The 24,747-nt window shown below is 61.0% G+C and carries 22 protein-coding genes, 2 tRNA genes and 2 pseudogenes; 5 read left to right on the forward strand and 21 right to left on the reverse strand.

Annotation, left to right across the window (positions count from 1 at the left end; all coding sequences use genetic code 11):
• Positions 1–88: 88 nt before the first annotated feature.
• Positions 89–1,030 (forward strand): EamA family transporter, encoded by a 942-nt coding sequence (locus tag AB1576_10445; GenBank protein ID MEW6082175.1) that lies wholly within the window; start codon positions 89–91, stop codon positions 1,028–1,030.
• Here AB1576_10445 and AB1576_10450 read toward each other — a convergent pair.
• From AB1576_10450 to coaE, 9 genes are all read right to left on the reverse strand, one after another.
• Entirely contained in the window at positions 996–1,940 is a 945-nt protein-coding gene (locus AB1576_10450) for a ComEC/Rec2 family competence protein (protein MEW6082176.1), read from the reverse strand. The two genes, AB1576_10445 and AB1576_10450, sit on opposite strands and share 35 nt — an antisense overlap.
• Before the next feature lie 15 nt (positions 1,941–1,955).
• Entirely contained in the window at positions 1,956–2,153 is a 198-nt protein-coding gene (locus tag AB1576_10455; protein MEW6082177.1) for a DUF3006 domain-containing protein, read from the reverse strand.
• Between the two features lie 561 nt (positions 2,154–2,714).
• Positions 2,715–2,891, reverse strand: a complete 177-nt coding sequence (locus AB1576_10460) for an alpha/beta fold hydrolase (GenBank protein MEW6082178.1) — start codon at positions 2,889–2,891, stop codon at positions 2,715–2,717.
• 101 nt (positions 2,892–2,992) lie between these two features.
• Complete coding sequence (locus AB1576_10465) at positions 2,993–3,118, reverse strand: hypothetical protein (GenBank protein MEW6082179.1); 126 nt, start codon at positions 3,116–3,118, stop codon at positions 2,993–2,995.
• 85 nt (positions 3,119–3,203) lie between these two features.
• On the reverse strand, positions 3,204–3,575 hold the full coding sequence (locus tag AB1576_10470; GenBank protein ID MEW6082180.1) for a hypothetical protein: 372 nt from the start codon (positions 3,573–3,575) through the stop codon (positions 3,204–3,206).
• Between the two features lie 315 nt (positions 3,576–3,890).
• A tRNA-Leu gene (locus AB1576_10475) sits at positions 3,891–3,975 on the reverse strand.
• A gap of 14 nt (positions 3,976–3,989) precedes the next feature.
• Positions 3,990–4,076, reverse strand: a tRNA-Leu gene (locus AB1576_10480).
• A 225-nt stretch (positions 4,077–4,301) separates the two neighbouring features.
• Positions 4,302–4,904, reverse strand: a complete 603-nt coding sequence (locus AB1576_10485) for a lytic transglycosylase domain-containing protein (GenBank protein ID MEW6082181.1) — start codon at positions 4,902–4,904, stop codon at positions 4,302–4,304.
• Complete coding sequence (coaE, locus tag AB1576_10490; protein MEW6082182.1) at positions 4,888–5,508, reverse strand: dephospho-CoA kinase; 621 nt, start codon at positions 5,506–5,508, stop codon at positions 4,888–4,890. The genes AB1576_10485 and coaE overlap by 17 nt, the downstream gene beginning before the upstream one ends.
• 132 nt (positions 5,509–5,640) lie before the next feature.
• Between coaE and AB1576_10495 the strand changes: the two genes are divergently transcribed.
• Positions 5,641–7,197 carry an acyl-CoA carboxylase subunit beta gene (locus AB1576_10495; GenBank protein MEW6082183.1) on the forward strand — a complete coding sequence of 519 codons (1,557 nt, stop codon included), beginning with the start codon at positions 5,641–5,643 and terminating at the stop codon, positions 7,195–7,197.
• A 23-nt stretch (positions 7,198–7,220) separates the two neighbouring features.
• On the opposite strand, the gene AB1576_10500 is transcribed toward AB1576_10495, so the two are convergent.
• The gene (locus AB1576_10500) at positions 7,221–8,774 is read right to left on the reverse strand and encodes an amino acid permease (GenBank protein MEW6082184.1); all 1,554 of its coding nucleotides are present in this window, start codon (positions 8,772–8,774) and stop codon (positions 7,221–7,223) included.
• Positions 8,775–8,847: 73 nt separating this feature from the next.
• Here AB1576_10500 and AB1576_10505 point away from each other — a divergent pair, with 73 nt between their 5' ends.
• The gene (locus AB1576_10505) at positions 8,848–9,750 is read left to right on the forward strand and encodes a M23 family metallopeptidase (GenBank protein ID MEW6082185.1); all 903 of its coding nucleotides are present in this window, start codon (positions 8,848–8,850) and stop codon (positions 9,748–9,750) included.
• On the opposite strand, the gene AB1576_10510 is transcribed toward AB1576_10505, so the two are convergent.
• The 11 genes and pseudogenes from AB1576_10510 to AB1576_10560 all read right to left on the reverse strand — a co-directional run bounded on the left by AB1576_10510 (position 9,739) and on the right by AB1576_10560 (position 21,865).
• Complete coding sequence (locus AB1576_10510) at positions 9,739–10,593, reverse strand: TAXI family TRAP transporter solute-binding subunit (GenBank protein ID MEW6082186.1); 855 nt, start codon at positions 10,591–10,593, stop codon at positions 9,739–9,741. The two genes, AB1576_10505 and AB1576_10510, sit on opposite strands and share 12 nt — an antisense overlap.
• 73 nt (positions 10,594–10,666) lie before the next feature.
• Positions 10,667–11,167 (reverse strand): DUF1850 domain-containing protein, encoded by a 501-nt coding sequence (locus tag AB1576_10515; protein ID MEW6082187.1) that lies wholly within the window; start codon positions 11,165–11,167, stop codon positions 10,667–10,669.
• A 35-nt stretch (positions 11,168–11,202) separates the two neighbouring features.
• A pseudogene (locus AB1576_10520) lies at positions 11,203–11,346 on the reverse strand (hypothetical protein).
• Positions 11,347–11,639: 293 nt separating this feature from the next.
• Positions 11,640–13,091, reverse strand: coding sequence for a trimethylamine methyltransferase family protein (locus AB1576_10525; protein ID MEW6082188.1), 1,452 nt, complete (start codon positions 13,089–13,091; stop codon positions 11,640–11,642).
• Between the two features lie 199 nt (positions 13,092–13,290).
• Positions 13,291–15,360, reverse strand: a complete 2,070-nt coding sequence (locus tag AB1576_10530; protein MEW6082189.1) for an ABC transporter ATP-binding protein — start codon at positions 15,358–15,360, stop codon at positions 13,291–13,293.
• 12 nt (positions 15,361–15,372) lie between these two features.
• Positions 15,373–16,236, reverse strand: a complete 864-nt coding sequence (locus AB1576_10535) for an ABC transporter permease (protein ID MEW6082190.1) — start codon at positions 16,234–16,236, stop codon at positions 15,373–15,375.
• A 37-nt stretch (positions 16,237–16,273) separates the two neighbouring features.
• Complete coding sequence (locus tag AB1576_10540) at positions 16,274–17,581, reverse strand: ABC transporter permease (protein ID MEW6082191.1); 1,308 nt, start codon at positions 17,579–17,581, stop codon at positions 16,274–16,276.
• 67 nt (positions 17,582–17,648) lie between these two features.
• Positions 17,649–19,331, reverse strand: a complete 1,683-nt coding sequence (locus tag AB1576_10545) for an ABC transporter substrate-binding protein (GenBank protein MEW6082192.1) — start codon at positions 19,329–19,331, stop codon at positions 17,649–17,651.
• 43 nt (positions 19,332–19,374) lie between these two features.
• On the reverse strand, positions 19,375–20,130 hold the full coding sequence (locus AB1576_10550) for a hypothetical protein (GenBank protein MEW6082193.1): 756 nt from the start codon (positions 20,128–20,130) through the stop codon (positions 19,375–19,377).
• A 120-nt stretch (positions 20,131–20,250) separates the two neighbouring features.
• Positions 20,251–20,469: pseudogene (locus tag AB1576_10555) on the reverse strand (4Fe-4S dicluster domain-containing protein).
• Position 20,470: 1 nt separating this feature from the next.
• On the reverse strand, positions 20,471–21,865 hold the full coding sequence (locus AB1576_10560; protein MEW6082194.1) for an MmgE/PrpD family protein: 1,395 nt from the start codon (positions 21,863–21,865) through the stop codon (positions 20,471–20,473).
• Between the two features lie 390 nt (positions 21,866–22,255).
• On the opposite strand from AB1576_10560, the gene AB1576_10565 reads away from it, so the two are divergent.
• Positions 22,256–23,641 carry a PocR ligand-binding domain-containing protein gene (locus AB1576_10565; GenBank protein MEW6082195.1) on the forward strand — a complete coding sequence of 462 codons (1,386 nt, stop codon included), beginning with the start codon at positions 22,256–22,258 and terminating at the stop codon, positions 23,639–23,641.
• A 75-nt stretch (positions 23,642–23,716) separates the two neighbouring features.
• Positions 23,717–24,391: a corrinoid protein gene (locus AB1576_10570; GenBank protein MEW6082196.1), complete on the forward strand. Its 675-nt coding sequence runs from the start codon at positions 23,717–23,719 to the stop codon at positions 24,389–24,391.
• Positions 24,392–24,747 lie beyond the last annotated feature (356 nt).

The raw sequence follows: 24,747 nt of genomic DNA on the forward strand, positions 1-24,747 counted from the left end.
GGTGTGCTTGGATTGGTCACCGGGTCTCAGGCCCTGGGGAGAACGCTCCGCTACCGGCGGCATGCTCTGATGAGACAGGGGTTACCTAGTGAGAATTCTTTCATCTGAGGAAAAGGGTTACTTGATGGCAGCAGGCTCAGCAGCTGTGCTTTCCACAACCGTTCTCATGAGCAAGTTCATGTTCGCCCTGGGAACAGGCCCGACAGTGGTAGCTGCCTACAGGGCGGTGGCCGCCGCGGCACTTCTGGCAGTGGGGCTGGCTGTGGGGAACTCCCGGCTGCTGAAGGTGGAAGGGAAGGGGCTGCTGTCCCTGGCCGCCATGGGTCTGGTCATGGGCCTGTCCAACGCTTTGTACTTCAACGCCCTCCAGCGCACGGCTGCGGCCGTTGCCGTCATGCTCCTGTACACCTACCCAGGCTTCCTGACCCTCTTCGAACGGCTGGTGGAGCACAGGCCCATCGGGAAGAACAAGACCACGGCACTCATCCTGACCTTCTCGGGCTGCCTCGTCCTGACCGGGGCCTACCAGCCCTCGATCCTGGTGTCCAACCTCCCGGGAACCCTCCTGGGAATTGGAGCCGCAGCGTGCCTCGCCCTCTACGCCATCCTCGGAAAGCGCCTCACGCACCGGCATGACCCCCTTACCGTCAACCTCTACTCCTTCGTGTTCGGCGGGGCCTTCCTGTTCATGGTGTCACCACCCCAGGCCTTCCTCTCGGCTCACCTGGGGCCCCGGGAGTGGGGGGCAGTCCTCTATCTCGCACTGGGTCCAATGATCCTGGGTTACTGGCTTTTCTTCAAGGCCTTGAGACACCTGGAGGCCAGCCGGATGGGGATCACAGGCATGCTGGAGCCTGTCCTGGGCGCGGTGTGGGGCTGGGTGTTCTTCAATGAGGCACTCACCTTGAGCCAGGGATTGGGGGGTGCCATGGCCCTGCTGGGAGTGGGCACGCTCCGCCTCCTTCCCGAGGCAAAGCACCGCGAGACCGCCGGGACTACCCAGGAGACTCCCGCTCGGTCTTCACGCTGAAGGACTCCCCGCCTGTGGTTATCACGATGGTGCCGTGCAGGTCAGTCCGGAGGATCTCCACCTCCATACCCTGGAGTCTCTCCAGTACCTCCTGGTGGGGGTGCCCGTAACTGTTGCCCTCCCCCGCGGATATAATCGCAATTGATGGTGAGACAGCCTCAAGGAAGACCTCCGAGCTGGACGACTGGCTCCCATGATGCCCGGCCTTTAGGATGTCTGCCCTGGGAGACATGGATGAAGACAGGAGCATGTGGCCCTCTGACTCCGCCTCGGCATCCCCTGTAAATAGAAGAGAGACACTCCCGTACTCCACCTTGAGCACCGCGGAGGAATCATTCAAGGAGAGCCCTTCCCGGGGGAAAGGCGCCAGGAAGGAGGCCCTGAGACCAGGCTCGTCAAGCATGGTAACACCAGCCCGGGCCTCCGTTATCCGGAGGCCTTTCTCTTGGATGGCCAGTAGAAGCCTCTCATAGGTGATGGTGGTGTGGGATGTCCTGGGCATGTAGACCTCCCCCACGCTGAATTCCCGGATTACCGCTGCCATGCCCCCTATGTGGTCGGCATGGGGGTGAGTGGCTATGAGGTGGTGGATGTGGGCAATGCCCTGGACCTTGAGGTAGGCGATGACAGTAGAGGAGGCGCCATTATCACCCGCATCAATAAGCACGCTCTCCCCGTTAGGCAGCCTGAGGAGGATGGAGTCTCCTTGTCCCACATCGATGAAGTGAGCCGAGAGTTCGCCTTCCCCAAGGCTAGGCTCGCCTGGAGCCGACCCGGCTTCCGGGGCTGGGGGTAGCTCTTCCTGGACTCCGCCCTCCCCGTCTTGACCCCAGCCGCAGCCGGGGATCACCAGTGACAGGGCAACCAGCACCAGGACCATGAGTGCCAGTAATCTGGCTCTAATCTTCACGGGCTACCCCTCCATCTAGCGGAACAGATCGTCCTCCAGGCTTTTAATCCTGCTTTTGCGCTTATTTGTAGTGTCGATGTCAACGGCGATGCTGATGTGGAGAACGTCACCCTCCTTGGCTCCAGAAGGCAGCAGTGTCTTGGGGAGGTTGAAGGTCGTCCCCTGGTACTCCACCACTGCCCACTCTCCTTCAAAGCGATCTACGGTAAGCAACCCGATCCCCCCATAGAGAGCTTGATCTCCTCGAATTATTTCACCCGTACTTCACAGTCTCCTGCCGGGCAATAGGATTAATGCAAGCCAGGGCCTGGCAAGGAAAACGGCTGGCCATCCCCCAAAAACCCCTGGAGAGGGGAAGGAGGCGTCCAATGGTGCCAAGCGGCCTGCAAGGCTATCGCCCTCCGGGGCAAAGAGGGGGTGGTTTCGGGTCAGCCAGCTAGAGCAAGATATCTTCGCTATAGAAGAACCCGGGCACGTGAGGGCCTTCCTCATTGACGGGGAGCGCCGGACTGCGAGACAGTGGCATGGACTTTGCCGATATCAGGGCCTGCGTAGAACCCTACGCCAGGGAGGGCATCGTCGTCCTGAACACCCACTAGCACACGGGGGATGCCTGGGGACTGGAGGTGACTTGGAGCAGCCAGTACCTGCAGGAGATCTACATCAGCGAGTGCGTCAAGAACGGGGTCCCCCTTCCTGTAGGTTTCAAGCCAGGTGCCTACCAGATACCCGCGAGTCCAGCCTCTGCCCCCGGCGTGAGCCTGGCTCCGGGGCCTAATCCCCGCTAATGGCAATGTAGGCGTGGTAGTCCTGGGGAGACTTCTTTGCTAGGTGGAGGCCCAGGTGGGAGCCCCAGGAATGGCCCACCAGGTAGATCTTGCCAGAGTTGAAACGCTCTTTGAGGTACAGGGTGAGCTCGTGGGCGTTACTGATGGGCAGCCCCGGGCCCACCGTGTAGCCACAGCAAGACCGGGTTTGATGTGTCCTCCCCCCGCATCAAGACCCACTGGTCCATGCCACCCAGCCGGATCCTCTACAGGGAGGCAACGGCTTCAGGAAGGATGTTCCCCTCCGTCCCTGACGGGCGGGGTTGAGCCCGGTGACAGGCCGTAGAAGACTGCTAGGAGGACTGCCAGCGGTGTAAGGCCGAAGATTAGTAGTCCTTTGCCAAGCGACATGTCGCACCTCCTGGCTGGGAGGACTCCACGAGCTAGTCTCCCCAGAACCACTTCCATCCCAGTTCGCTTTCCTGAGGACCTGGTATCATCGCGTATACTTCAACAGTTTGTAGACCATCCAGATTGCCGACACGACAAAGACAATCCAGATCAGCCAGATAAACCTGGAGAAGCACTCAGCAAAATAGGTGCCAAGCAGGATACCGAAGGTGATCATCAGGAATTTGAAGAAACCGTAGTCGACGACAGTGTATTTCTTGGCGGCACTCATAACAATTCCAACCGGATTAAGCATGATTATGACCTCCTCTGAGAGAGATATACCTTTCGTCCATTCTAAAGACGAGATGAGATACTGGCTCGCCCCACCCACATGCTTGGGACTTTGTGCGGCTAGGTTTATCTCAACCTCCCTCACCACTATATTAAGGGTACACCAATTAGTAACAGTGGGCAATTAGAAAAAGACCCCCATGATCGATGAATATGGCTGTCGTTCTTATCGCAAGAAGGTGGCCTCGCATTTGCCTACCAGCGCTGCACTAGCACCGGGGGCGTACTTGCAGAACCTCTTCTTTCACAGGGGATTCCCTCCTTGGCTAATCTGCGTTGCTATCACTTCACAGATTCGCCCTCAGGACGCGGCATCCTCTGCTTGCCTCAGCCTGATCTGCCGGTCTCCTGTAGCCTCTTGCCTGACTTTTTCAGGGGCCACTAACTACCTTCAAGAAACAATAGAACGTGGGGACAACGCCCCACGTTACATTTCAGGTGGTGTCGGGAGCGGGACTTGAACCCGCACGGCTGTTGCCATACGCCCCTCAAACGTACGCGTCTGCCAATTCCGCCATCCCGACATTATTAACATGAATGGTGCCGAAGGTGGGATTTGAACCCACACAGGCGTTCGCCTACGGCGCCCTGAACACCGCGTGTCTGCCAGTTCCACCACTTCGGCACACAATGCACCATCATATTAACACACGAACACGAGGCGTGCAAGGTCAACTGGCCAAGCGGGAAAAGCGTCAGATTTGCCGGGTAAACAGCGCATTAGTTCAATACATCCGAAGGAATGTCAACAGCGCCCAGACCGCCAGGCCAGTTAGCAGCGCCACCGATAGGAGCAGCATCAACCCTGCGATTGTTCTTCCGGCCCCTGTTTCACGCGTTTTCGCCATTCCTAGTCCACCGATATCCTTAGGTATTCGCCAATCTCAACCAGGGCGACATCGACCCTCCCCCCATATAGTAACCCGTAGGCCGCGCGGGCAAACCGCACCCTGCGAATGAAGTGTCGAGTCTCAGCGTACGGTATTGATCCGATATCCTCCAGGGTCCCGTTCCAGGTTCCTTCGAGCCATGCTTGCACCTTTCCGCGCCCGCTGTTGTATGCGGCTAGCGCCACGACCTCATTCCCGTGGAACTCATCGTGCAGGTGGGCAAGGTACCAAGTCCCTATCTGGATGTTCACCCTGGGGCCGTAAAGATCCTCAATCTCAACAGTCTCCAAGCCCATCTGGGAGGCGCACCACCGGGCGGTGTCAGGCATCAGCTGCATGAGCCCCCGGGCACCCTTGGGCGAGAGCGCGAGGGGATCGAAACTGCTCTCCACCTGTATCACGGCGGCTACCAGGTGAGGGTCCAGGCGCTCCTGGTACGCATACTCCTTTATAATGTCCCTGTAGGGCAGGGGAAAGAGCCTTGCCACGGCACCCCGCAGGAGAAGGCCTGCAGCCAGCAGGGCCACCACAGTCCACAGGCTTCTTTTAGCGATCCTTCCCAATGGTCCCCCTCCGGTTCTTGAGCCCCTCCCAGAGATCCCTCACCCTGGACCTTAACTCGTCAAGGGTGCCAGAATTATCTATCACGAAGTGGGCTTGAGCCATTGCGTCTTTGACATCAATCTGTGAACCCAACCGACTCTGGGCCTCTTTTAGCCTCAGGCGGTCCCTTGCCAGTATGCGCCGGGTGCGCTCCCGGGCAGGGGCCGTCACCAGCCAGACCTCGTCTACCATGGACGCCATGCCGCACTCCAGCAGGAGTGGCGCTTCTACCACCAGGACCGCTGTACCCCTTTGCCTTGACTCTTCGATCCTGTTCCGTATTAGCTGGAGGATGCGGGGGTGGGTGATCCTGTTCAGGTCCTCCAGGGCCGGAGGGTCTGCGAAGACGAGGCGCCCCAGTCTTTCCCGGTCCAGGTTTCCACTTGGCAGCAGCATCTCCCGGCCAAATCTGTGGACGATCTCTTCGTAGGCCAGAGTACCGGGGCACACTACCTCTCGGGCTACCTCGTCGGCATCGATAATGGCGGCTCCAAGTTCCCGGAGCACCCTGGAGACAAAGGATTTCCCAGAGGCGATACCGCCGGTGAGGCCGATGACTACCATGCTCATCCCTCCGACTCACCTTAATTCTAACCACCCTAGCGTTATCGTCAATGCCCCGGCTTGAAGGAATCCCCAGCAAACCTGGCGAACTTCCCTCGGTACCAGTGCCATGGTTTCACGGGAGGGAAGAGAATGACCCCGAGAATGAGGAAGCACCTGGAGGAACGGGAACAAGCCCAGCAGGCTCTCAGGGAGGGTGGGGGGCTCAAGCGGATACAGAAGCATCACCAGGCGGGGAAGTTCACGGCCTGGGAGAGGGTGCAGATGCTCTTTGATCCCGGTACCTTCGTGGAAACCGGTAAGTTCATGGAGCAAAGGCAAGGAGGGCTGGTCCAGGAGGGCACGGCCATCCCGGGCGAGGGCGTTATTACCGGACATGGCCTCGTGGACGGGCGAATGGCCTACATTTACGCCCAGGACTTCACCGTGATAGGGGGAAGCATCGGGGAGATGCATGCCCTTAAGGCCTGCCGGGCCATGGACTACGCACTGAAGTGCGGGGTGCCCATGGTGGCTCTGAACGACTCGGGCGGCGCCCGCATACAGGAGGGTGTACCCGCCCTGGACGGTGTGGGCCAGACCTTCATGAGGAATACCAGAGCCTCAGGGGTGATACCCCAGATATCGGTGATCATGGGGCCATGCGCGGGTGGCGCCGTCTACTCCCCTGCCCTGACTGACTTCGTGTTTATGGTGGATAGGACTAGCCACATGTTCATAACCGGACCCCAGGTCATCAAGGTGACCACGGGGGAGGAGATCGACTCGGAGGCGCTGGGCGGCGCCGCAACCCATAATGAAAAGAGCGGTGTCGCCCACTTCTTCTGTGACTCGGAGAAGGATGCCCTGGCCAAGGTAAAAACCCTCCTGGGCTACCTTCCCTCCAACAACGCGAGCCCGCCTCCCTGGAGAGACCTGGGGGATGACCCGGCCAGGGCTGAGGAGAGCCTCAGGGATAGCGTGCCCGAGGACCGGGATGAGGACTACGATGTTATCCCGGTCCTTGACGCGGTGCTGGACCGGGGGAGCCTCTTCCAGGTTCACCAGAGGTATGGGCGTAGCGTCATCACAGGATTCGGTCGCCTTGACGGTCACGTGGTTGCAGTGGTCTCAAGCCAGCCTCTGGCGGGTTCCGGGTTCCTGGACAGGGATGCCTGTGACAAGGCCGCCCGCTTCATGCGGTTCGCGGACGCCTTCGGCATACCCCTGGTAACCTTTGTGGATACCCCGGGCTTTCTCCCGTCCCTGGAGGAAGAGAGGGGCGGCCTCGCACGGCATGCCGCCAAGATGTTCTACGCATACGCAGAGGCGACGGTGCCCAAGGTTGGCGTGCTCCTCAGGAAGGCTCATGGCACAGCACCCCTGGCCCTGGCCGGGAAGAGCATGGGAGCGGACGTGGTGCTGGCGTGGCCCACGGCGGAGGTCTCCCTGATTTCCCCGGAGGGCGCCTCGTCCATCCTTTTGCACGAAGACATTGTCTCAGCGCCTGATCCCATCGCGTCAAGACAGGAGGGTGTACAGCGCTACGCCCGGGAGGAAGCATCACCATACAGGGCTGCCGCCCGGGGGCTGGTGGATGACGTGATAGACCCAAAGCATACCAGGTGGCACCTTATCAGCGCCCTCAGGGGCCTGGAGGGAAAGAGGGAGATGAGACCCCCCAAGAAGCACGGGAACCTCCCTGCCTGAACAAAGCGAATAGAGGCCCGGGTTCACTGTTCACCCTCCGGGTGGCTGGGCTCCCGGGTTTTTGCATTCTCCCCTTCCTGAGGAGGCGCGAGACAGGAGGCGAGGGCCGGGTCCTCCCGGCCGGGTACCCCCTGCCGCCCTTCTAGGGCCAGGCGGCTCCGGCGGTACCCGTAGACCACGTACACGATGAGCCCTACCGTGAGCCAGACAAGGAAGCGTACCCAGGTGTGGGCGGGGAGGTTGAGCATCAGGTAGATGGAGGTGGCCCCGGAGAGAATGGGAACCGCGGGGAATAGGGGCACCCTGAAGGGCCGGGGGAGCTCGGGGTGTGTGTAGCGGAGCACTATGACACCCACACTCACCAGGACGAAGGCCCCCAGGGTGCCGATGTTGGCCAGCTCCGCCACCAGGCCTATGGGAAGAAGCCCTCCGATGAGGGCTACCAGGGACGCCGTGAGCAGGATGATGATGTGGGGAGTGCCGTACCTGGGGTGAAGCCTCACGAAACAAGGTGGAAGAAGACCGTCCCGGGACATGGCGAAGAACACCCGGCTCTGTCCAAAGATGTTTACAAGTATGACACTGCTCAACCCTACCAGGGCCCCCACGGAGATGGCGGCGGAGGCCCAGGGAGCCCCCACCTGCAGGAGGGCAAAGCTCAGGGGTGATGCGACGTTCAGGAACCGGTAACTCACAAGACCAGTAAGGGTCAATGCGACCATGACGTATAGAATACTGGAGACTGCCAGTGAACCCAGTATCCCCAGGGGGAGGTCTCGCCCGGGGTTCTTCACCTCCTCTGCGGCGGTGGAGATGGCATCAAAGCCAATGTAGGCAAAGAACACGATGGCGGCCCCGGTGACGACGCCCTGGATGCCGAAGGGGGCAAATGGGACCCACAAGCCTGGGTCGAGCCGGAGGGCCCCCACGAAGAGGAACAGCAGGATAGCCCCGAGTTTCACCAGCACGATCACATTGTTGGCGATGGCGGACTCCCGGGTGCCCAGGATCAGGACACCCGCAACCAGCCCTACCACTACCAGGGCAGGGAGGTTAACAACTCCCCCCATGGCTGGCGGGGCGGTGAGTGCCGCTGGCAGGGTCACCCCGGCGGATTCCAGCAAGTTGACGAGATAGCCTGACCACCCGATGGCCACCGCCGCGGCTGCCACCGTGTACTCCAGTATGAGGTCCCACCCGACTATCCAGGCGGCAAACTCACCCAGAGAGGCGTAGGAGTAGACATAGGCGCTCCCGGCCACTGGTACCATTGCAGCCAGCTCGGCGTAGACCAGGGCGGCCAGCGCCGCGGCGATGCCGGCAAGCAAGAAGGAAATAACAGCGGCGGGTCCTGCGAAACGCGCTGCGGTCACGCCTGTAAGCACGAAGATGCCAGTACCTATTATGGCACCGATGCCCATGGTGGTGAGGTCGAGGGCACCCAGGCGACGTCTCAGGCCCCGGTCCCCGCTGGCTTTCTCTTCCTGGAAGATACGGTCTACAGGCTTCCTCCTGAGGAAGTCATCTGCACGCATGATGATGCTAGTATTGGGCTGCCCCTTATCAACTATTCCCATGCCCCGGGGGTCAATTCCCGTGGAGGTTTCCGGCAGTACCGGGAAGAACTAGAAACGCTGTGGAGGTCTGCCAGTGAGGTTTGTCATCCTGTTACTTCTACTGTCCCTTGCCGGGTGCCAGCGGCATCCCGCTGTTGAGCAGCCCTGGGAACCGCCCCCTGGGGAACAGGTATCTAGACCCATGAGCGCTAGCCTTGAGCCCGGAGACCTGGAGCCAGGGGGGTACACCGTTGTCCTCATCTTTAACGCAGAGGCGCCTGTACGGGTGATCCTGGATCTTCCGGATGCCCCGGAACCCAAGGTGTTCTTGCACGGCTCAAGGGGCATAGCCCTGGTTCCCGCGGGCTCCAGCACCGAGCCCGGCGACTACAAGGTGAGGGTGGTCTCCGGCTCCGGCACAAGTAGCCTGTGTGTGAGTGTGCGCCAGCGTAACTTCCCCACGGAACACCTGGCGGTTTCCTCAAGCCTCGCCTCCCTCAGGGACCCGGGCCTCTTTGAGGAGGACCACCATCACACAGCCGGGGCCCGGGCCGCCAGTGACGAGAGGCCTCTGTGGGAGGGCAACTTCCTCATGCCCGTCGAGGGCCCCATCACATCCGGTTTTGGCCTGGTGAGGTTCGTCAACGGTGTGCCCTCAGGCCACCACTCGGGGATCGACATAGCCGCGCCCAGAGGCACCCCTGTGATCGCCGCCAACTCGGGGGTGACTGTGATGGCCAGGGAACTCAACGTCTCGGGGAATACCATCATCATCGACCACGGCTTGAACGTATTCTCCGCCTACTCCCACCTGGACGAGATCCTGGTGGAAAGGGGAGATGTGGTCAAGAAGGGCAGGGTGATCGGAAGGGCTGGGTCAACTGGCTTCTCCACCGGCTCCCACCTGCACTGGACGGTTTCAGTGGGGCCCGTGTTCGTGGACCCCCTCCTCGCGGTAAAGGAGGGCTTCGTGGTGCCTTGGCCACTACTGGATTAGCCCCTCCTGGCGGGCAGCCCTCCCGGCGGTGTCGTGCAGGGGGATGGGGAGGAGGGCTCCGGTCTCCTCCAGGAAGGCCTCGGCCAGCAAGGACACCACTTCCCCGTTAAGATCCCTATGGCCCACTATGATCAGGGGCAGCCGCAGTGTCCTGCCATCCGTTGGAAGACGATAAGTTTCCGCAGGTACACTTGCCTTTGCCAGGAACGGGTTTGCTTCTTTGAGCCTCTGGATGGCAGTGTGCTCCAGCTCGACCCAAGCGAAACCCTCATCCTCCAGGAGGAGCCCTACGCCCGGCGCGCCTTGGGGCAGGAAGAACATGGCGGCATCCAGAGTGCCCTCCTGCAGGCCTTTAATGGACTGGGAGGGCGTCTTGTCCAGGCACTGGAAACTATCCAACCTGATGCCCGAGGCGTTAAGCACCCCAGCCAGGTAGCGCCGCCCGTCTCCGGCCTCCAGGCCCACCCGGAGCCCGTCCAGGGCCCGCAGCGACTCAAGAGGCCCCGCTGTGGCCTGCAGGATGTGAAGGTCAAGGAAGCCCGCAATGGCGATGCCTCTCAGCCTCCGGAAGGAGGGCTCGCTCCTGTAGAGGTCCCAGGTCACGTCCGCCGGGAGCAGCGCCAGTTGAGCCTGGCCTCTGGCCACCATTCCCGCCGCCTGGCGCGGTTCCCCTGCGAGATACACCTCCGAGGGGATCCCGGACTGCGCCAGTATGTCCAGCACCTGCCTCTCGAAACCCTCGTATCCCTCCATGCCGCAGGAGGCCAGTGTCACCCCGGGGGTGGGCCCTCCCAGGCAGCCAGAGGAAAGCAGGGCCACAAGCACAAGAACCAGGGTACGCATGCGGTCACTCCCTCCCGGCATCGTCTTGGGGCTGGGAGGGCCCCTGATCACTCCTATGCCCTGATCTTGGCGGTTAGCCCTGCCTTGGCCTGTCCAGGAGGAATTCGTGCCAGGGGATCCTCCTGGTACGCACGCTGACCAGTGCCAGGGTTCCCTCCTGGGGTCCTAGCGGTACGGACATGCTGCCCATGGTGAACCGGTGCTTGGTGAAGTGCTGGCTCCTGAAGAGGATCTCCTCCATGGCCTCGGCCTCCACCCGGAGGATCATGGTGCCCTCGGTGATGGAGTGGTTCTCCCAGGGTGATATGGCCTCCAGGCCAGCCCCAAAGGAAGGGTAGGAGGTCTCAAGGGGGCGGATGGATCCATCCGTCTCTATCCGGAAGGTCCCGGCAACTTCGATGCCCTCGACGGAGTGGAGGAAGGAAACCTGGAAGGTGCCGCCCGCACTCGCCCTGGCCCGGGCCGCCAGGTTTCCCTCGCAGTCTATCTCAAGGACCATGATCCTTGGGGAAAGGGCGAGATAAAGGACGGTGGCCCCCGCCAGGAGCCCAAGGCACCACCGCCTCACTCTCATGAACTGGCCAGCGCCAGCTGGCTCTTTGCCCTGCGTTACTGCCCAAAGCAGATCAGGGCAAAGATCCCTAGGCCAATGATATCAGTCCATATGTCTGGCTTGACCAGGGCTAGTGCCACCCCTGCCAGGATTATGCGCTCCCACCAGTGAGTCTTTACCACCAGGTGCCCTTGGACAAAGGCTGAGAAGGCAGCGTGACGTCTGTTCCATCGCCCGCAGCATTGTCAAGTCATTCCCCTTCAGTGCTACAAAAGCCATTTCCTGTGCCCTCTCACCTCCCCCCTGGACGTATACCTCCCGCCAACGTCCTTCAAGCCGGGGGGCTCTATGCCCGTGGGGAATGGCCTTGGGAGAATTCACTGGTGATTTGGTAGGATTCTCGGTGATTGAGGCACAACCAGACTGCAATGGGCAGGGGAAGAGACGAGCGCCCCCAGCAGGCTCCTGGAGGCGCACTGGTGAACGGCGTCCGTTACTTCCTCGCTTTGGCCACGGCCCTGTTAACGATCAAATTGAGTTCCGCCCGGAGCCTCTCGTCCAGGATATCCGGCCGGTGCTTGCCCAGTACTTCATCAACACGTTCGGCGGCTCTTTGACCCAGGGTCTTGCTGCCTTGCGCCACCCAGTTGTCATAGATCCCGCGTTCGAAGAGATCTGGGTAGTAGTGCTGGCGGAAGTTCCTGAAGGTGTGATCCAGGTGGATGTACTGCTCTTTGTGGGCTATTTCATTGATCAGGTCCATTGCCAGGGTCTCGTCGTTCACCTCAAGTTCTTTCGCATAGGTTTTTATCCAGCGGATGATCTCCGTACATATGGCAAGCATCTGGAAGGAGTAGGTGAGGCCGGACTCCAGGTAGCCCACGTCGTGGACGATGCCGCCGCCAGACATGGACTCCGCCATCAGCGTGAGGGCCGCTTCCGCCGCCGCCTGCTGATCGGCGGTCTTGGCTTCGGACGCCCCGCCGATGGAGAATACAGGGAGTTGGTAGTAGTGACCCATGGCCACCATCATGCTCCGGGCATCAGGCTGGCAGTAAGGGGCCACCGTTGTGCGGAGGTCCATGGGGGCTCCACCCCAGCCGGGGATTATGATGGGTGCCCCTTCCCGTTTGAGCTGGGAGATAACTATCCCGGCCAGGACACCGGCAAGTGTCAGGGCGACAGACCCGGGGACGGTTACGGGCCCGGTAACGCCGCTGCAGACGTCGGGCGCGTAGATGGCAGGTAGGCCCTTGTCCGCCAGGAACAGCAGTTTTTGAAGGGCTTCCTCGTTGTGGCGAAGGCCCGTGGTGACATTCACGTAGCCCACCACGTTGGGCCTGCGGCGAAGACTGTCCTCTCCACCAGCTACGATCTGGGCCATTTCCACGACATCGACGCAGCCCTCGTACTCATATGTCACGAAGAGGATGGGCTTCTTTGTATATGATAGCAGGACCTCCATCTGGTAACGGTCTGCCAGGGTCATGTCGACGTCCGCCGGCAGTACCATGGACATGACGAAGTCTATTTCGGGTAGCCCGTCACAGAGGGTGACCCCCTCCACGACATCCTGGATCTTAGGTTTCCGGCGCTGGCTCGTGTGATGGTCCAGGATGTGCAGGCAGTCAGATCCAGGGCCAAAGAACACCTGGTGTCCCTCCACGGGCATTGCCAGTTCCCCGTCACGGTTGAAGAGAGCCACGCGTTTCGGCACGGTCACCAGTGCCTTCTCCACCAGGCCGGACCGGATCCTCACGAGGTTCCCGTCCACGTCCACTCCGGCGGAAGCCAATAGCTCGATGGCTTCCCGAGAGTAAAGGAGCACACCGACGCGCTCCAGGATCTCCAGGGAAGCCCAGTGGATCTTCTGGCACTGGGCCTCGGACATGTAGCTGAAGTGAGGCGACTTGAAGGTTTTGTCGTTCATGAGAAGATTGGTCATTGGCTTTACCTCCCTGTGCACGCTCCGCCCATCCACGCGGGAGAGCACACCCTTTGTTGGGCCCCTGCCGTGACAGGGGATTTCGTCCCTGTTTCCGTTTCGACTCCCATCGACACCCCTGTGGGTGAAGGGGTCTCAGTTCGTCCCTGGACCGCACCGGCTACGGTAACACGCCACGGCCCTCCGGGTACTGCCCGGCCTACCGGGTGACTGACTCCACGTCCTTGAGCCTTTCCAATGGTATGTGGCAGAGAATACGGTGGCCCAATTCGGATACTTGCTCCGGCGGCTCGCTGGTCCGGCAGATGTCCCCGAGATACCTGGGGCACCGGGTGTGAAAATGGCAGCCGGAGGGCGGCTCCACAGCGCTGGGCACGGTACCGCTCAGGCGGATGCGCCGTTGCTCTACACTGGGATCCGGTATCGGAACCGCTGATAGGAGGGCCTCGGTATAGGGGTGGTATGGCGGGGAGTAAATGGCATCCGCCGGTCCCACCTCGCAAATACGGCCCAGGTACATGACGGCCACATGGTCGGAAATGAACCGGACCACGCTCAGGTCATGTGCGATGAACACGATGGTGATGCCGTGTTCACGCTGGAGATCCACCAGGAGGTTGAGGATGGCCGCCTGCACCGAAACATCCAGTGCTGACAAGGGTTCATCACATATAACCACCTCCGGGTTCGCGGCAATGGCCCTGGCCACCGCCACCCGCTGCGCCTCTCCCCCACTCAGCTGGTGGGGGTAACGATCGAAGTAGCCCTCGTCCAGCCGCACGGCCTCCAGGAGCCTGGAGACCTCGCCTCGCACCTGGGAAGCCGGGACGAGCTTGAAGCGGCGCAGGGAACGGCCTATCTGGTAACCGACGGTGAATGAAGGGTTGAGGGTGGAATCCGGGTTCTGGAACACCATCTGGAGCCTTCTGATGACGCGAAGATCCCTCTTGGCCAAAGGGGCGCTGATGTCCACACCCAGGAGTCTCATCTGCCCGGCAGAGGCTGGCTCAAGCCCGGCGATGGTCCGGGCGAGGGTGCTCTTGCCACACCCGGATTCACCCACGATGCCCAGAGTGCGGCCAGAGGATACCTGGAAACTCACGCCATCCACCGCCTTGACATGGCGATGCGGCGCGAATCCCATCATGCTCAGGGCCGAGCGTCTCTCCTGGCGGTAGTAGGTCTTGAGATCCTGCACCTCCAGGACGGCCTCGTGTTCCCTGGCGGCAGGAGAGGCAGGAGAATAGGAGACACCGGGTGTGGCCCGCGCACCCCCATGGTCCAGATCATCCGCCAGGTGACAGCTGACGAACCTCCCGGGGGCCAGCTCGCGTAGAACCGGCCGGCTATCCATGCACACCATGGCAGCGTAGTTGCATCGCGGCGCGAATATGCAGCCGGGCGGGATCTGCTCCGGCGAAGGTACATAGCCCGCTATGGGGTGCAGCTGGCTGGTCTCCTTGGTTCGCCCCAGTCTTGGCAGGCAACGGATGAGGCCGTTCGTGTAGGGGTGCAGGGGTTTCAGGAAAATGTCCTGAACTGGGGAGATTTCCACCATCTCACCAGCGTACATGACCCCCACAGAATCACAAAGCCTTGCCACCACCCCTAGATCGTGGGTGATGTACACTATCGCGGCGTCCATTTCCCTTCGGAGTTCATCCACCAGGTCAAGCACGGTGGCCTCCACCGTAACGTCCAGGGCGGTGGTGGGTTCGTCCATGAGAAGAAGCCTAGGATTGCCGAGGAGCGCCATGGCAATGACCACGCGCTGCTGCTGGCCGCCGGAGAGCTGGTGAGGGTACCGCCGCATCAGCGCATCAGGGTCGGGCAGGTAGACACGTTTCACCATCTCGACGCATCGCCGAGCAGCCTCACGCCGTTTCATTCGCCCGTGAACCTCCAGGACCTCCTGGAGCTGCTCGCCGATGGTCAGAGAGGGGTTCAGCGCCTGGGTGGGATCCTGGTACACCATGGCCATCTTGTTACCCCTGAGACGGCGTAGCTCCTTAGGAGGAAGCCGCGTGAGGTCGTTCCCCTCAAACCAAATCTCGCCCCCGGCTATCCGGCCGTTTCGTCCCAGGAAGTTCACGATGCTGAAGGCCACGGAGGTCTTGCCGCACCCTGACTCGCCAACGACGCCGAAAACCTCTCCCAGGTGGACAGACAGACTCACATTGCGGACGGCGTTGACCTCACCCCTTCGCGTTGTGTAGGAAACGGCCAGGTCCTTGACTTTTAAGACCGGAACGCCGGGAGACCCGTTCATCCGTCAGTCCTCCTACGCTTTCTCACGGATACCGTCGACCAGCAGATTCAGGCCCACCACAAACGTGGAGATGGAAAGGGTGGGCCACAGCACGGCCCAGGGGTTCAGCCAGATCTGCCTGCGAGCCCGGGCCACCATGCTCCCCCAGTCTGGGTAAGGGGGCGGCAAACCCAGGCCCAAGAACCCAAGCGTGCCGATGGCGATGACGGCGTACCCTACCCTCAGCATTGCATCCACCAGCACCGGGCCCATGGTATTCAGCAGGATCTCGGCCACCATGATATAAAGGGGGCTCTCTCCCCTGAGCTTGGCCGCCGCCACATACTCGCGGGTCCTCACATCCAGAGTCAGGCTGCGCACCAGCTTGGCAATGCCTGGCGCCCCGGCCAGGACGATGGCCAAGACAACGTTGGTGGCGGAAGGCCCCACCGCGGCTATGATGACCAGGTAGATCAGGATGGGCGGGAAGGCCATCATGGCATCGACCACCCGCATCACGACTTCATCTGTCCATCCTCCGTAGTACCCAGATGCCAGGCCCATTGCCGCGCCTGCCATAAGGGACAGCAAGACAGACAGGGGCGCCAGGAGCAGTACGGGGCGTGCCCCGTACAGGAGCCGGGACAGGAGGTCGCGACCCAGGTCGTCCGTGCCCAGGGGGTGAGCGGCGCTGGGCCCTGTGTTGATGGCATGTATGTCTTGTTCCAGTGGATCATAGGGAGCCAGCACTGGGGCGAACACCGCCCCGAGGACCCAGAAGGCAATCAGGCAGAAGCCAACTGTGGCCGTCCAAGAGGAGAAGACGACCCTCACGGCCGCCCGGAATCGGGCGACTGCACCCTTGTCACGGCCCCTAGCGATCATACCTGCTTTCACCACAGCCCTCCACCACCTATGGAAGGTTTACACATGGTCATGAGTAACGGATCCTTGGGTTAAGCAGTGTGTAGATCAGATCGGCCGCCAGCTGTGTGCCCACAGCCAGGGCGACCATGATCATCGTGGCGGCTTGCATGGCAAACACATCCTTGTAGAGGGATGCCTGGTAGATATACATCCCGATACCAGGAAAACCAAAAATGGCCTCTACAACCACGATGCCCCCGATGAGCCAGTTGACATGGTACATTATTACGGTGATAGGCGCCATGAGAGCGTTTCTGAGGGCGTGCTTCATTATGACGGTCTTCTGGGGCAATCCCTTCAAGATGGCCGTCCTGACATAGCCCGTGCCCATAACCTCAATCATGCTGGCTCGGGTAATCCTGAGAACGTACCCGAGATCGATCAAGGCCAAGGTCAGTACAGGCAGGATCAGCATCTTGGGGTCGGCGAATATGGCGTCCGGCCTGTCGAAGACCGTGGCCCCCGGCAGGAGCCCGAGCCAGGACGAAAACACCAGGATCAGCAGGAGGCCTGTGGCGAATTCGGGACTCACCGTGGTCATCAGGCCACCGATGGAAAGGACCCGGTCAATCCAACGGCTTCGGTTGACACCGGCTATGATCCCCAGGACCAGGCCGATGGGCATCACGATGACGAAGGCTATGGCCGCCAGGACCAGCGAGTTTAGGAAGCGGCGAGGCAGGGCATCCGCTATGGGGCGTCCTGTCTGGATCGACACGCCAGGGTCTCCTCGGAGAATGCCTTTCTGTAGCGGGATGTACTCAACGCCTCCGCCGGACTGGGATACCCAGAAGCCTGCGGTCTTGGCGCGGACCCAGACCGTGACGTCATCCCCCCGGATCCAGTGGACGGCACGATTATGCCCGTCCACGCCCCAGAAGCTTTCGACTCCTGTGTTGCCGTCCGGTTGCCACCTGTCGTTGTCCGGCTCCTCCCGGGTATTGCCATCCGGTAACAGGGTCTGCCTGACGAGGTCCTGGCCTTCCAGTCGCCACCTGACGAGCGAGCCGTCGGTTTCCACGGCCCACCATTCCCGGAACCCCGCATCCGACCGCACAAGCCTCAAGGGCAGCCCGATCTTCCGGGCAGCCTGCCAGTCGTTCCCTATGATGGAGGCCAGGTACCGGCTGTACAAGGGCTGATTTAGGCCCAGCTGGGCGTGAAAGGAGGCTTCCTGTTCCGGGGTAGCGAAGGCGCCCAGTATGTTCCGGGCCACATTCCCGGGCGCCACCTCAGCCATGAGGAAGATCACAACGGACACCACCAGCATTGTGACAAACATGCTGACAACTCGCCTCAGGAGAAACTTGACCATTCTGGAAGCCCCTTATCAGGGGGAGGCCGCGAGAACGCCCTCCCCCCCCGTTATAGTGCCGCTCCGGCTAGGCCTTTTGGAGCCAGACGTCGTGGTACTGGCAGTACTGGCTGGGATGAGCCTGAAGGTTCTCCACGCCCTTGCGAAATATGGCGAAGGCATCGGACCAGTACGCGATCCCGATGGACCCTCGGTCCCGCTGTATTTCCTGGAGCTTGTGTATGATCCTGCGCCTTTCGTCCACGTCCAGGGTCATCTCTGCTTCGTCAAGCAGCGTCTGGAACTCCTGGTCCACCCAGCGAGTCTCGTTCCAGGGCACAGGTGTGCCGTCGGCCTCAGCGGTGTAAGCCAGCCGGAGGCACATGGTTCCCAGCGGGCGGTGGCCCCACCAGGTTATGCCCAGGTCCACCTCTGTCCACTGGTCCCAGTAGACAGAAGTGGGGACGGGCTCGATCTGGATGCGGAACCCGGCCGCGGCGGCGTCTTGCTGAAGCACCTCAGCGTAAGCCACCTGTTCGGGATAGCCACTGGCTACCGTGAGCTTCAGATCGATGCCGTCTGGATAGCCCGCCTCCGCCAGGAGCGCCTTGGCCCGCGCGGTGTCGAAGGGCAGAGGCGGAAGGTCATAGTACTCAGGGTGGGACGGGGCAACGTGGGCATCATTGGCCACCACACCCTCGCCGAAGTAGGTAAGGGACAGTATCTTCTCCCGGTCCTGGCAAAGCTTCAGCGCCAGCCGTACCCGGTTGTCGTCATAGGGCTGCCGGTCCACACGCATTCTCAACACTCTGGTGCTAGCGGTGGTCACCTGCTGGATCACGGCACCCGGGAAATCCTTGAGGGCCCGGTAACCGTCAATATCCACCAGGTCGCCGAAGTCTATGTGGTCGATCCGGCCCGCCTGGAAGGCCGTGACGTGGGGGGCCACCTCATCGCCCAGATCGATGAAGATTACCTCATCCAGATAGGGGAGGGCCTGGCCGTCCGCGCCCGTCTGCCAGTAACCGTCCCGCCTCTTGAGAACGACTCGTTCTCCTTCCAGCCATTCCTGGATGGTGAAGGGCCCAGTACCAACGGGGGCCTTCAAGACATCCCCTTCGAAACTCCTGTGGAGGACGAAATTGGGGTAGTGGAAAAGGTGCTCGGGCACTCCGATTTGAGCGTTGGCCAGATGCAGTTTGACCTCGTAGTCATTGACCTTCTCAATGTTGCCGGGGCTCAGGTAGGACATGAGGCCCAGGGTCGAGGACCCCACCTCTGGATCCAGCCATTGCTTCAAGGTGAACACCACGTCATCGGCAGTGAATTCCTGCCCGTTGTTCCACCTTATGCCTTTTTTTAAGTATAGCCCCCATGTCTTCAGGTCTTCGCTGGCTTCCCACCTCTCGAGCAGGTACGGGTGGGTGATGTTGGCTTCATCCGTGTAGCTTAGGTACTCGAAAACATTCCGCAGCATATTGGAGGGGGCCACCCAGGAGAGGCGGGCCGGGTGGTCCACTCGGCTGACCACGGAGCTGGCCCGGAGCGTCCCCCCCCTCACAACGCCGCCCGGTGCGGGCGCGGGTTCTCCGTTCTCCGGAGGAGCCTCTTGGGCCTGGCGAGCGCATCCCGCCAGGAAGCTGTTCATGGCCACCAGCGAGGCCCCGAGAAGGGCCGACTTCCTCAAGAATTCCCGACGGCTGATCCTTCCCTTGCGGTAGGCCTCCTTGAGCTCCAACACCAAAGGGTGCTCTCGCTCGCTCCAGCTCATTGCACAACCCTCCCAGTTTTTTATATGTCAACCCTTCAGAGACTCACTCGGCCGTGTCACGGCGCCTATTTCTGCCGGTTGCACACGGTCGACTGGAGGCCTGACTGCTTCCCTTCGGCTCCGCGGCCGGCGTTTCCATGCCCTGGGAACAGTGAGAGGTCCAACTGGCCAATGTCACGCGGTCTCCCGGCTCTTCCCGGAGAAAAGCCCTAGAGGCCTCCGGCCAAACCGGACAGGGCCCTTGACCGCAGGAGCGGCACCGCTCTCGCTGGTGCACCAGGTCTATAGACCCCCTAACCTCCACCAGCCGGAGGGCCCCAGGAACACAACGGCTCAGGGCCTGGCGGGCCTCGGCCCTGGTTGCCTCCCTGGGACGGAGTATCCTGAAGGGCAAGAGGTAATGGGGCAGGGCGCCGGGATGTTGCCTGAGGGCATCGAGAAACCATCGTCTGGCTTGTGTCTCCAGGTTATCGCCTCTCACCGCCCTCAAGGTTGAGACTATTCCCGCCCCGATTTCCAGGGCTTCACCGCGGGCCGCCTCGACCGTTTGGACGATCCCCCCCGCCAGGAAGGCACGCCTGGTGGTCAGCCTTGCTGTTGATCCTGCAGGTCGCGTGGCAGGTTGGGCCTGCACCTGTATGGAAACCCCCGTATCAAGCCGCGACAGGGCCTCGCCGGCCTGGGCAAGATTCCGCTCCAGGAGGCCTTCTCTCCTCCGCCCGCAGCCCGCGCAATCCGCTGAGGTCAGCTGGAGGCCTCCGGCTAGTGACGCCAGGTAGGCCATCACTGGATAGCTCAACGCTCCGAGGCATGGGACCGGAGCGCGCTCAAGCCGGTAGACCTGCCCGCAGTTGACGCGCAAGGGACCGTTCCCAGAGTGGAAGAGCCTCCAAGTCTCCATGATTCCCTGGGGGAAACGGAAGGCCCCCGATGGGCATACGCCCGCGCAGTTAAGGCACCCCAGACACCGGTCTTTCCGGTGCAGGGGCGGATTCGACTTAGATCCGATTTCCAGGCAGCCTTGCGGGCAGGCACCAGCGCAACGACTGCATGGCTGGCGCCACCGGCGTAGACATCTGGCGGGTTCATGCAAAGGCGTCACCGCTCCGGTCAGTCTCTGGAGTAGGCAGCCGAACACCCTATGAAAACCCCCCCTGGCCCGAATCCGACCGGCCGCAGGGTCGTCGGGAAAGCAACCCCTCCGTCACGGCCCGGGTGAACTCGCGCACGTCTCCGACGTCATCAAGGTGCCATGCAAGCTCCGTAACCTGGTCAATGCCCTTCGGCGTGAGCAAGTGCTGGGCCAGCCACCGGAACTTCTCCTCCATCTTTGCCCGGTCCCACCCAGGCTGTGGGTAACAGGGATTGTTCACGAGTCCGGATTCGATCTTTCCCCCGTCCGTCATGTATATTGAGACCACGGCCGCATCCTTGCCCTCCGGGTCATTGGCCTCGGATAACCGGTAAAGACTGTTCAGTTCCTCGGATTCCTCCACCTCGACCTTGGAGGCCAAGGCCCGCATTCTCGGGTCCTTCAGCCGATGCTCCAGCATCTGGCTTGGGCCTACCTCTCCGTCCAGGAGGAGCGCAGCCACGGGCCAAGCCATGTTGAACTGCGCCTCCTCGGTGGTGGCGGGAAGTCGGGTTCCCAGGCAGGCAGCCTCGTGGTAGGCAAGGATGTGAATGCGAGCGATGCTATCCACGGGAATATCATTCCTGCTGGCAATGGTCTTGATCGCTTCCAGGGCAGGATGGGCCCAGGCACAGCAACAATACTCTTTCCAGACTATCCCGTGGGGGAGAATGTACTGCCGGCCTATGTCCTCCACCCACTCACGGTACTGTTCGAACCCCAGCAACGTCGGAATGCCAGTGTAACCTCGAGAGGCCAGGTGGGCAGAAATAACGCCTGTCATGGCACCCCACCCTATTCCGTGCTTCACCATGGCCGGTCGCTGGACATCCCGCATCATGGGCAGGTTTGGGGCATGGTACTCGGCTATCCCCAGGGCATGGTGGATCTGGGCCACAGGGAAGCCTATGAGGTGCGCGGCTGCAGCGGCTGAGGCCACGGAGCCCCATGACCCGCAGGACTGGTACACCGGGCGATAGTCATGCCAGCAGCGAGCCGTGCGGAACGCCACCTCGTAGCCCACAACCAAACCTGAAAGGAGATGCCGCCCGCTCAGGCCAAGGTCTTCGGCCACCGCCAGGGTGGAGGGAAAGATCTGGGCGCCCGGATGGCCCCAGGTATACAGGGCGCAGTCATCTATGTCCAGGCCGTTGGCGGCGCAGGCGTTGGCAAAGGCGGCTCCCACCGCGGAGGCCTTCCCGCCGGAGAAGAGTGTAGCCCCCGTGCCAGGCCATGTCTCCCTGGCATACTCCGAAGCGATGCCGCCTATCTTCGTCAGCGTGCCCACAAGAAGGGCACCCAGATTATCCACCACACACATACGGGCCTTTTCCTGAACCTCCCGAGGAAGGTCCTCCCAGCGGATGCCGGCGATGAATTCGACGACTCTATCCTCGGCCAACTGGGCACGCTCCCTTCATGGTGATGCTGCCCCTGGTCCCAGACCCTGGATCCAGGGGGCCGCCACAATGGATCGAGTATAGAACTCATAATTTGGCCTTGAGGCAGTTGGGTTCCTTGGTAATTCTTCGGGCTTTATGGTAATTTTCCGATAATCCGTTTCGGGGCGAGCGATCCCTCCCCGCAACGCCGCCGAGGGGTAAAGCCCTGCATAACTAGGGATCGGAACCGGAGGGCACACCGGTGCGGTTCCCAGATGCGTGGCAAGGTAGCGGAATCTCGCCACTATGAACGGAGCAAGCCGGCGGTTTAAGAGGAAATGGGACCCATGGAGAGAAACAACGTACAAACCGGGTGGTTCGGATGCTCTTTCCGCAGGGAGGCAGACATCTTGAATGAGGAGATGTCCACAACAAGGCTGGGAGAGGTAGCCGACGCCAAGACTCTCCAGAGGATCCTCGCGTCATTTACCGAAGCCACCGGGATCCACGCTCAGATCGTGGATCTCCAAGGCAAGGTTCTATTACGTAATGAAACCCGGTCTCAGGTCACGTTCTGCCAGCTGGTGAGGGCAGGAGACGAGGGGAGCAGGAAGTGCAGGGAGTCCTACGCAAGGGCGGGCAAGTACGCGGCCAGATTCGGGGAGCCCTACATCTTCCGCTGCCCTGCTGGCCTCGTGAGCTGGGCCGCTCCCCTGATGGTCGGGGATGCCCAGATGGGTTCCATCATTTGCGGACAGGTACTCATGTGGGATCCCGAGGATTTCTTCTGGGAGGAGGTGGAAGAGGTCGCCCACAAGTTCGGAGTGGATCCCGCGCGCCTCCAGGCGGCAGCTGGAGACCTGGAGGTCATCTCCACGGTTCGGGTTCAGGCTGCGGCCGATCTCCTGTTCACTGTTGCGGACAACCTGATGAGAACCGGCCTTACAGTTCTAGAGCAGAGGAAGGCCATCACGGAGCAGCAGGCGAACTTGGCCCACAGGATGCGGCAGAAGGGCTCTGCTGACACGGATAGGACGGACTCATCCCGGTACTCCCTGAGGCAGGAGAACGAGGTCCTCGTGAAGCTCAAGCTGGGGGATCCTGAGGCAGCCCGAGAGGCCATGTGTTCCGTTCTGTCCAACGCGATCCAGGTGGGAGTTCCTGGGCAACAGTGTCTCAAGGCGCGCTTCCTGGAGTTACTGGCACAGATGTCCCGGGCAGCCCTTGAAGCGGGCGCGGGGACCTCCGCAACGCTGGAAATGAGCGCGTTCTACCTGGAGAGGATGAACACGCTCAGGACTACGGAGGATATGTGCTACTTGATGGAGATGGCCCTGGATGGGTACCTCGCCTGTCTCCCGGAGGCGGGGGGGGGTCGTTCATCTCAGACAGTGTCCAAGGCTCAGCGTTACATACACCGTCACTTCAACACCCTGCAATCCACCAAGGAGGTAGCAGTAGCAGTCAATCTTAGCCCTGACTACCTGACTCGACTCTTCAAGGAGAATCTTGGCTGTTCCTTGATGGACTACCTTACACGGGTCCGCGTCGAGGAAGCCAAGTGGCTACTGCGTGAGACCAGATGGAGGGTGGGAGACATAGCGCTCAAAGTCGGATACTCTGAGGCCAGCTACTTCGTCAAGGTATTCAAGAAGGTCGAGAAGGTGACCCCCTGTCACTACAGGAACAGCACGCCTTTCGAGAAGGTTGCTCCCCAGCACGTCATCTGGCCGGCCCGGTGGCACAAGGCAGGGCAGAAGGCATCCAGGACACAGGAGGTTTCCCAGCAGCCCTAACTCATGTGGCAGCATACCAGTATGACGTGGGCCTTCCCGCTAATACGCGCGTGGGGCAGGCAAGGAGGTAAGCCAGTGCTGTGCAGTATCGCCGAGAAGGTCGCCCTGGGAAAGGCACAAGAGGTGCGAAGCTTGATTCTGGAGGCCTTGAGGAAGGGCTTCAAACCCACTGATGTCCTGGAGAAGGGACTTATCGCCGGGATGAAACGGATAAGCGACAAGTACCGCAACCTTGAGATCTGCGTGCCCGATGTGTTGCTTGCCTCCCGCACCATGCAGGGGGGACTTCGGCTCTTGAAGCCCCTCCTTTCTGATAAGGGGCGGCAACCCAAGGGGCGAATAGTCATCGGAACAGTGGCAGGGGATATTCACGATATTGGCAAGGGATTGGTATCCGTGGTCATGGAGGCTGCCGGGTATGAAGTCATAGACTTAGGCGTGGACGTACCTCCTGACCAGTTCGCCGAGGCCATTGAAGAACATGAGCCTGACGTGCTTGGGATGTCTTCCCTTCTTACGTTAACCATGGGTGTCATGGAGGAATGCATAGACTTGCTGGAGAGGAGCAACCTCCGGGACAGGTGCAAGATAATAGTGGGTGGCGCTCCGATCAGCCTTGAGTTCGCAGAGGATATCGGGGCTGACGGCTATGCGGCGGATGCGGCGGAGTGCCTGGAGATCCTGGAAGCGGTCTTGGACGAAAAACCCTATTGGCCCAAGACATCCCAGGGTCACAGATCAGGAGCGTAGTCGCCAGCGGGCAAGATATGGAGGACGATCTGCCTCCCCCCAGGGATTTCGGCGGAACCTCCTAGATGCTCCAGTAGCATCCTGACAGGATTCATCTTGTTTTGTGTTGGAGGAGGATGAAACAGTTACCGGATAACTGACTTTTCCTCCACAAACCTGCCCGAAGCATGGTGGTCAACGGTGAACGGATTGAAGTTGACCCGCCATTTGAGACCATGCCAGACAAGCAAGAATATGAGATTTGGTTGAACGAGGTAATGCTGGATGCTGTTGAGACAATTGGAAGTAGAGAGAACATACAGGCTTTCCAAGACCACCTTGCACCGGTGGCTCAAGGACGGAAAGCTGACTGACCA

It is taken from the genome of Bacillota bacterium (assembly GCA_040754315.1).
Classification (GTDB): Bacteria; Bacillota; Sulfobacillia; order DUSP01; family JBFMCS01; genus JBFMCS01.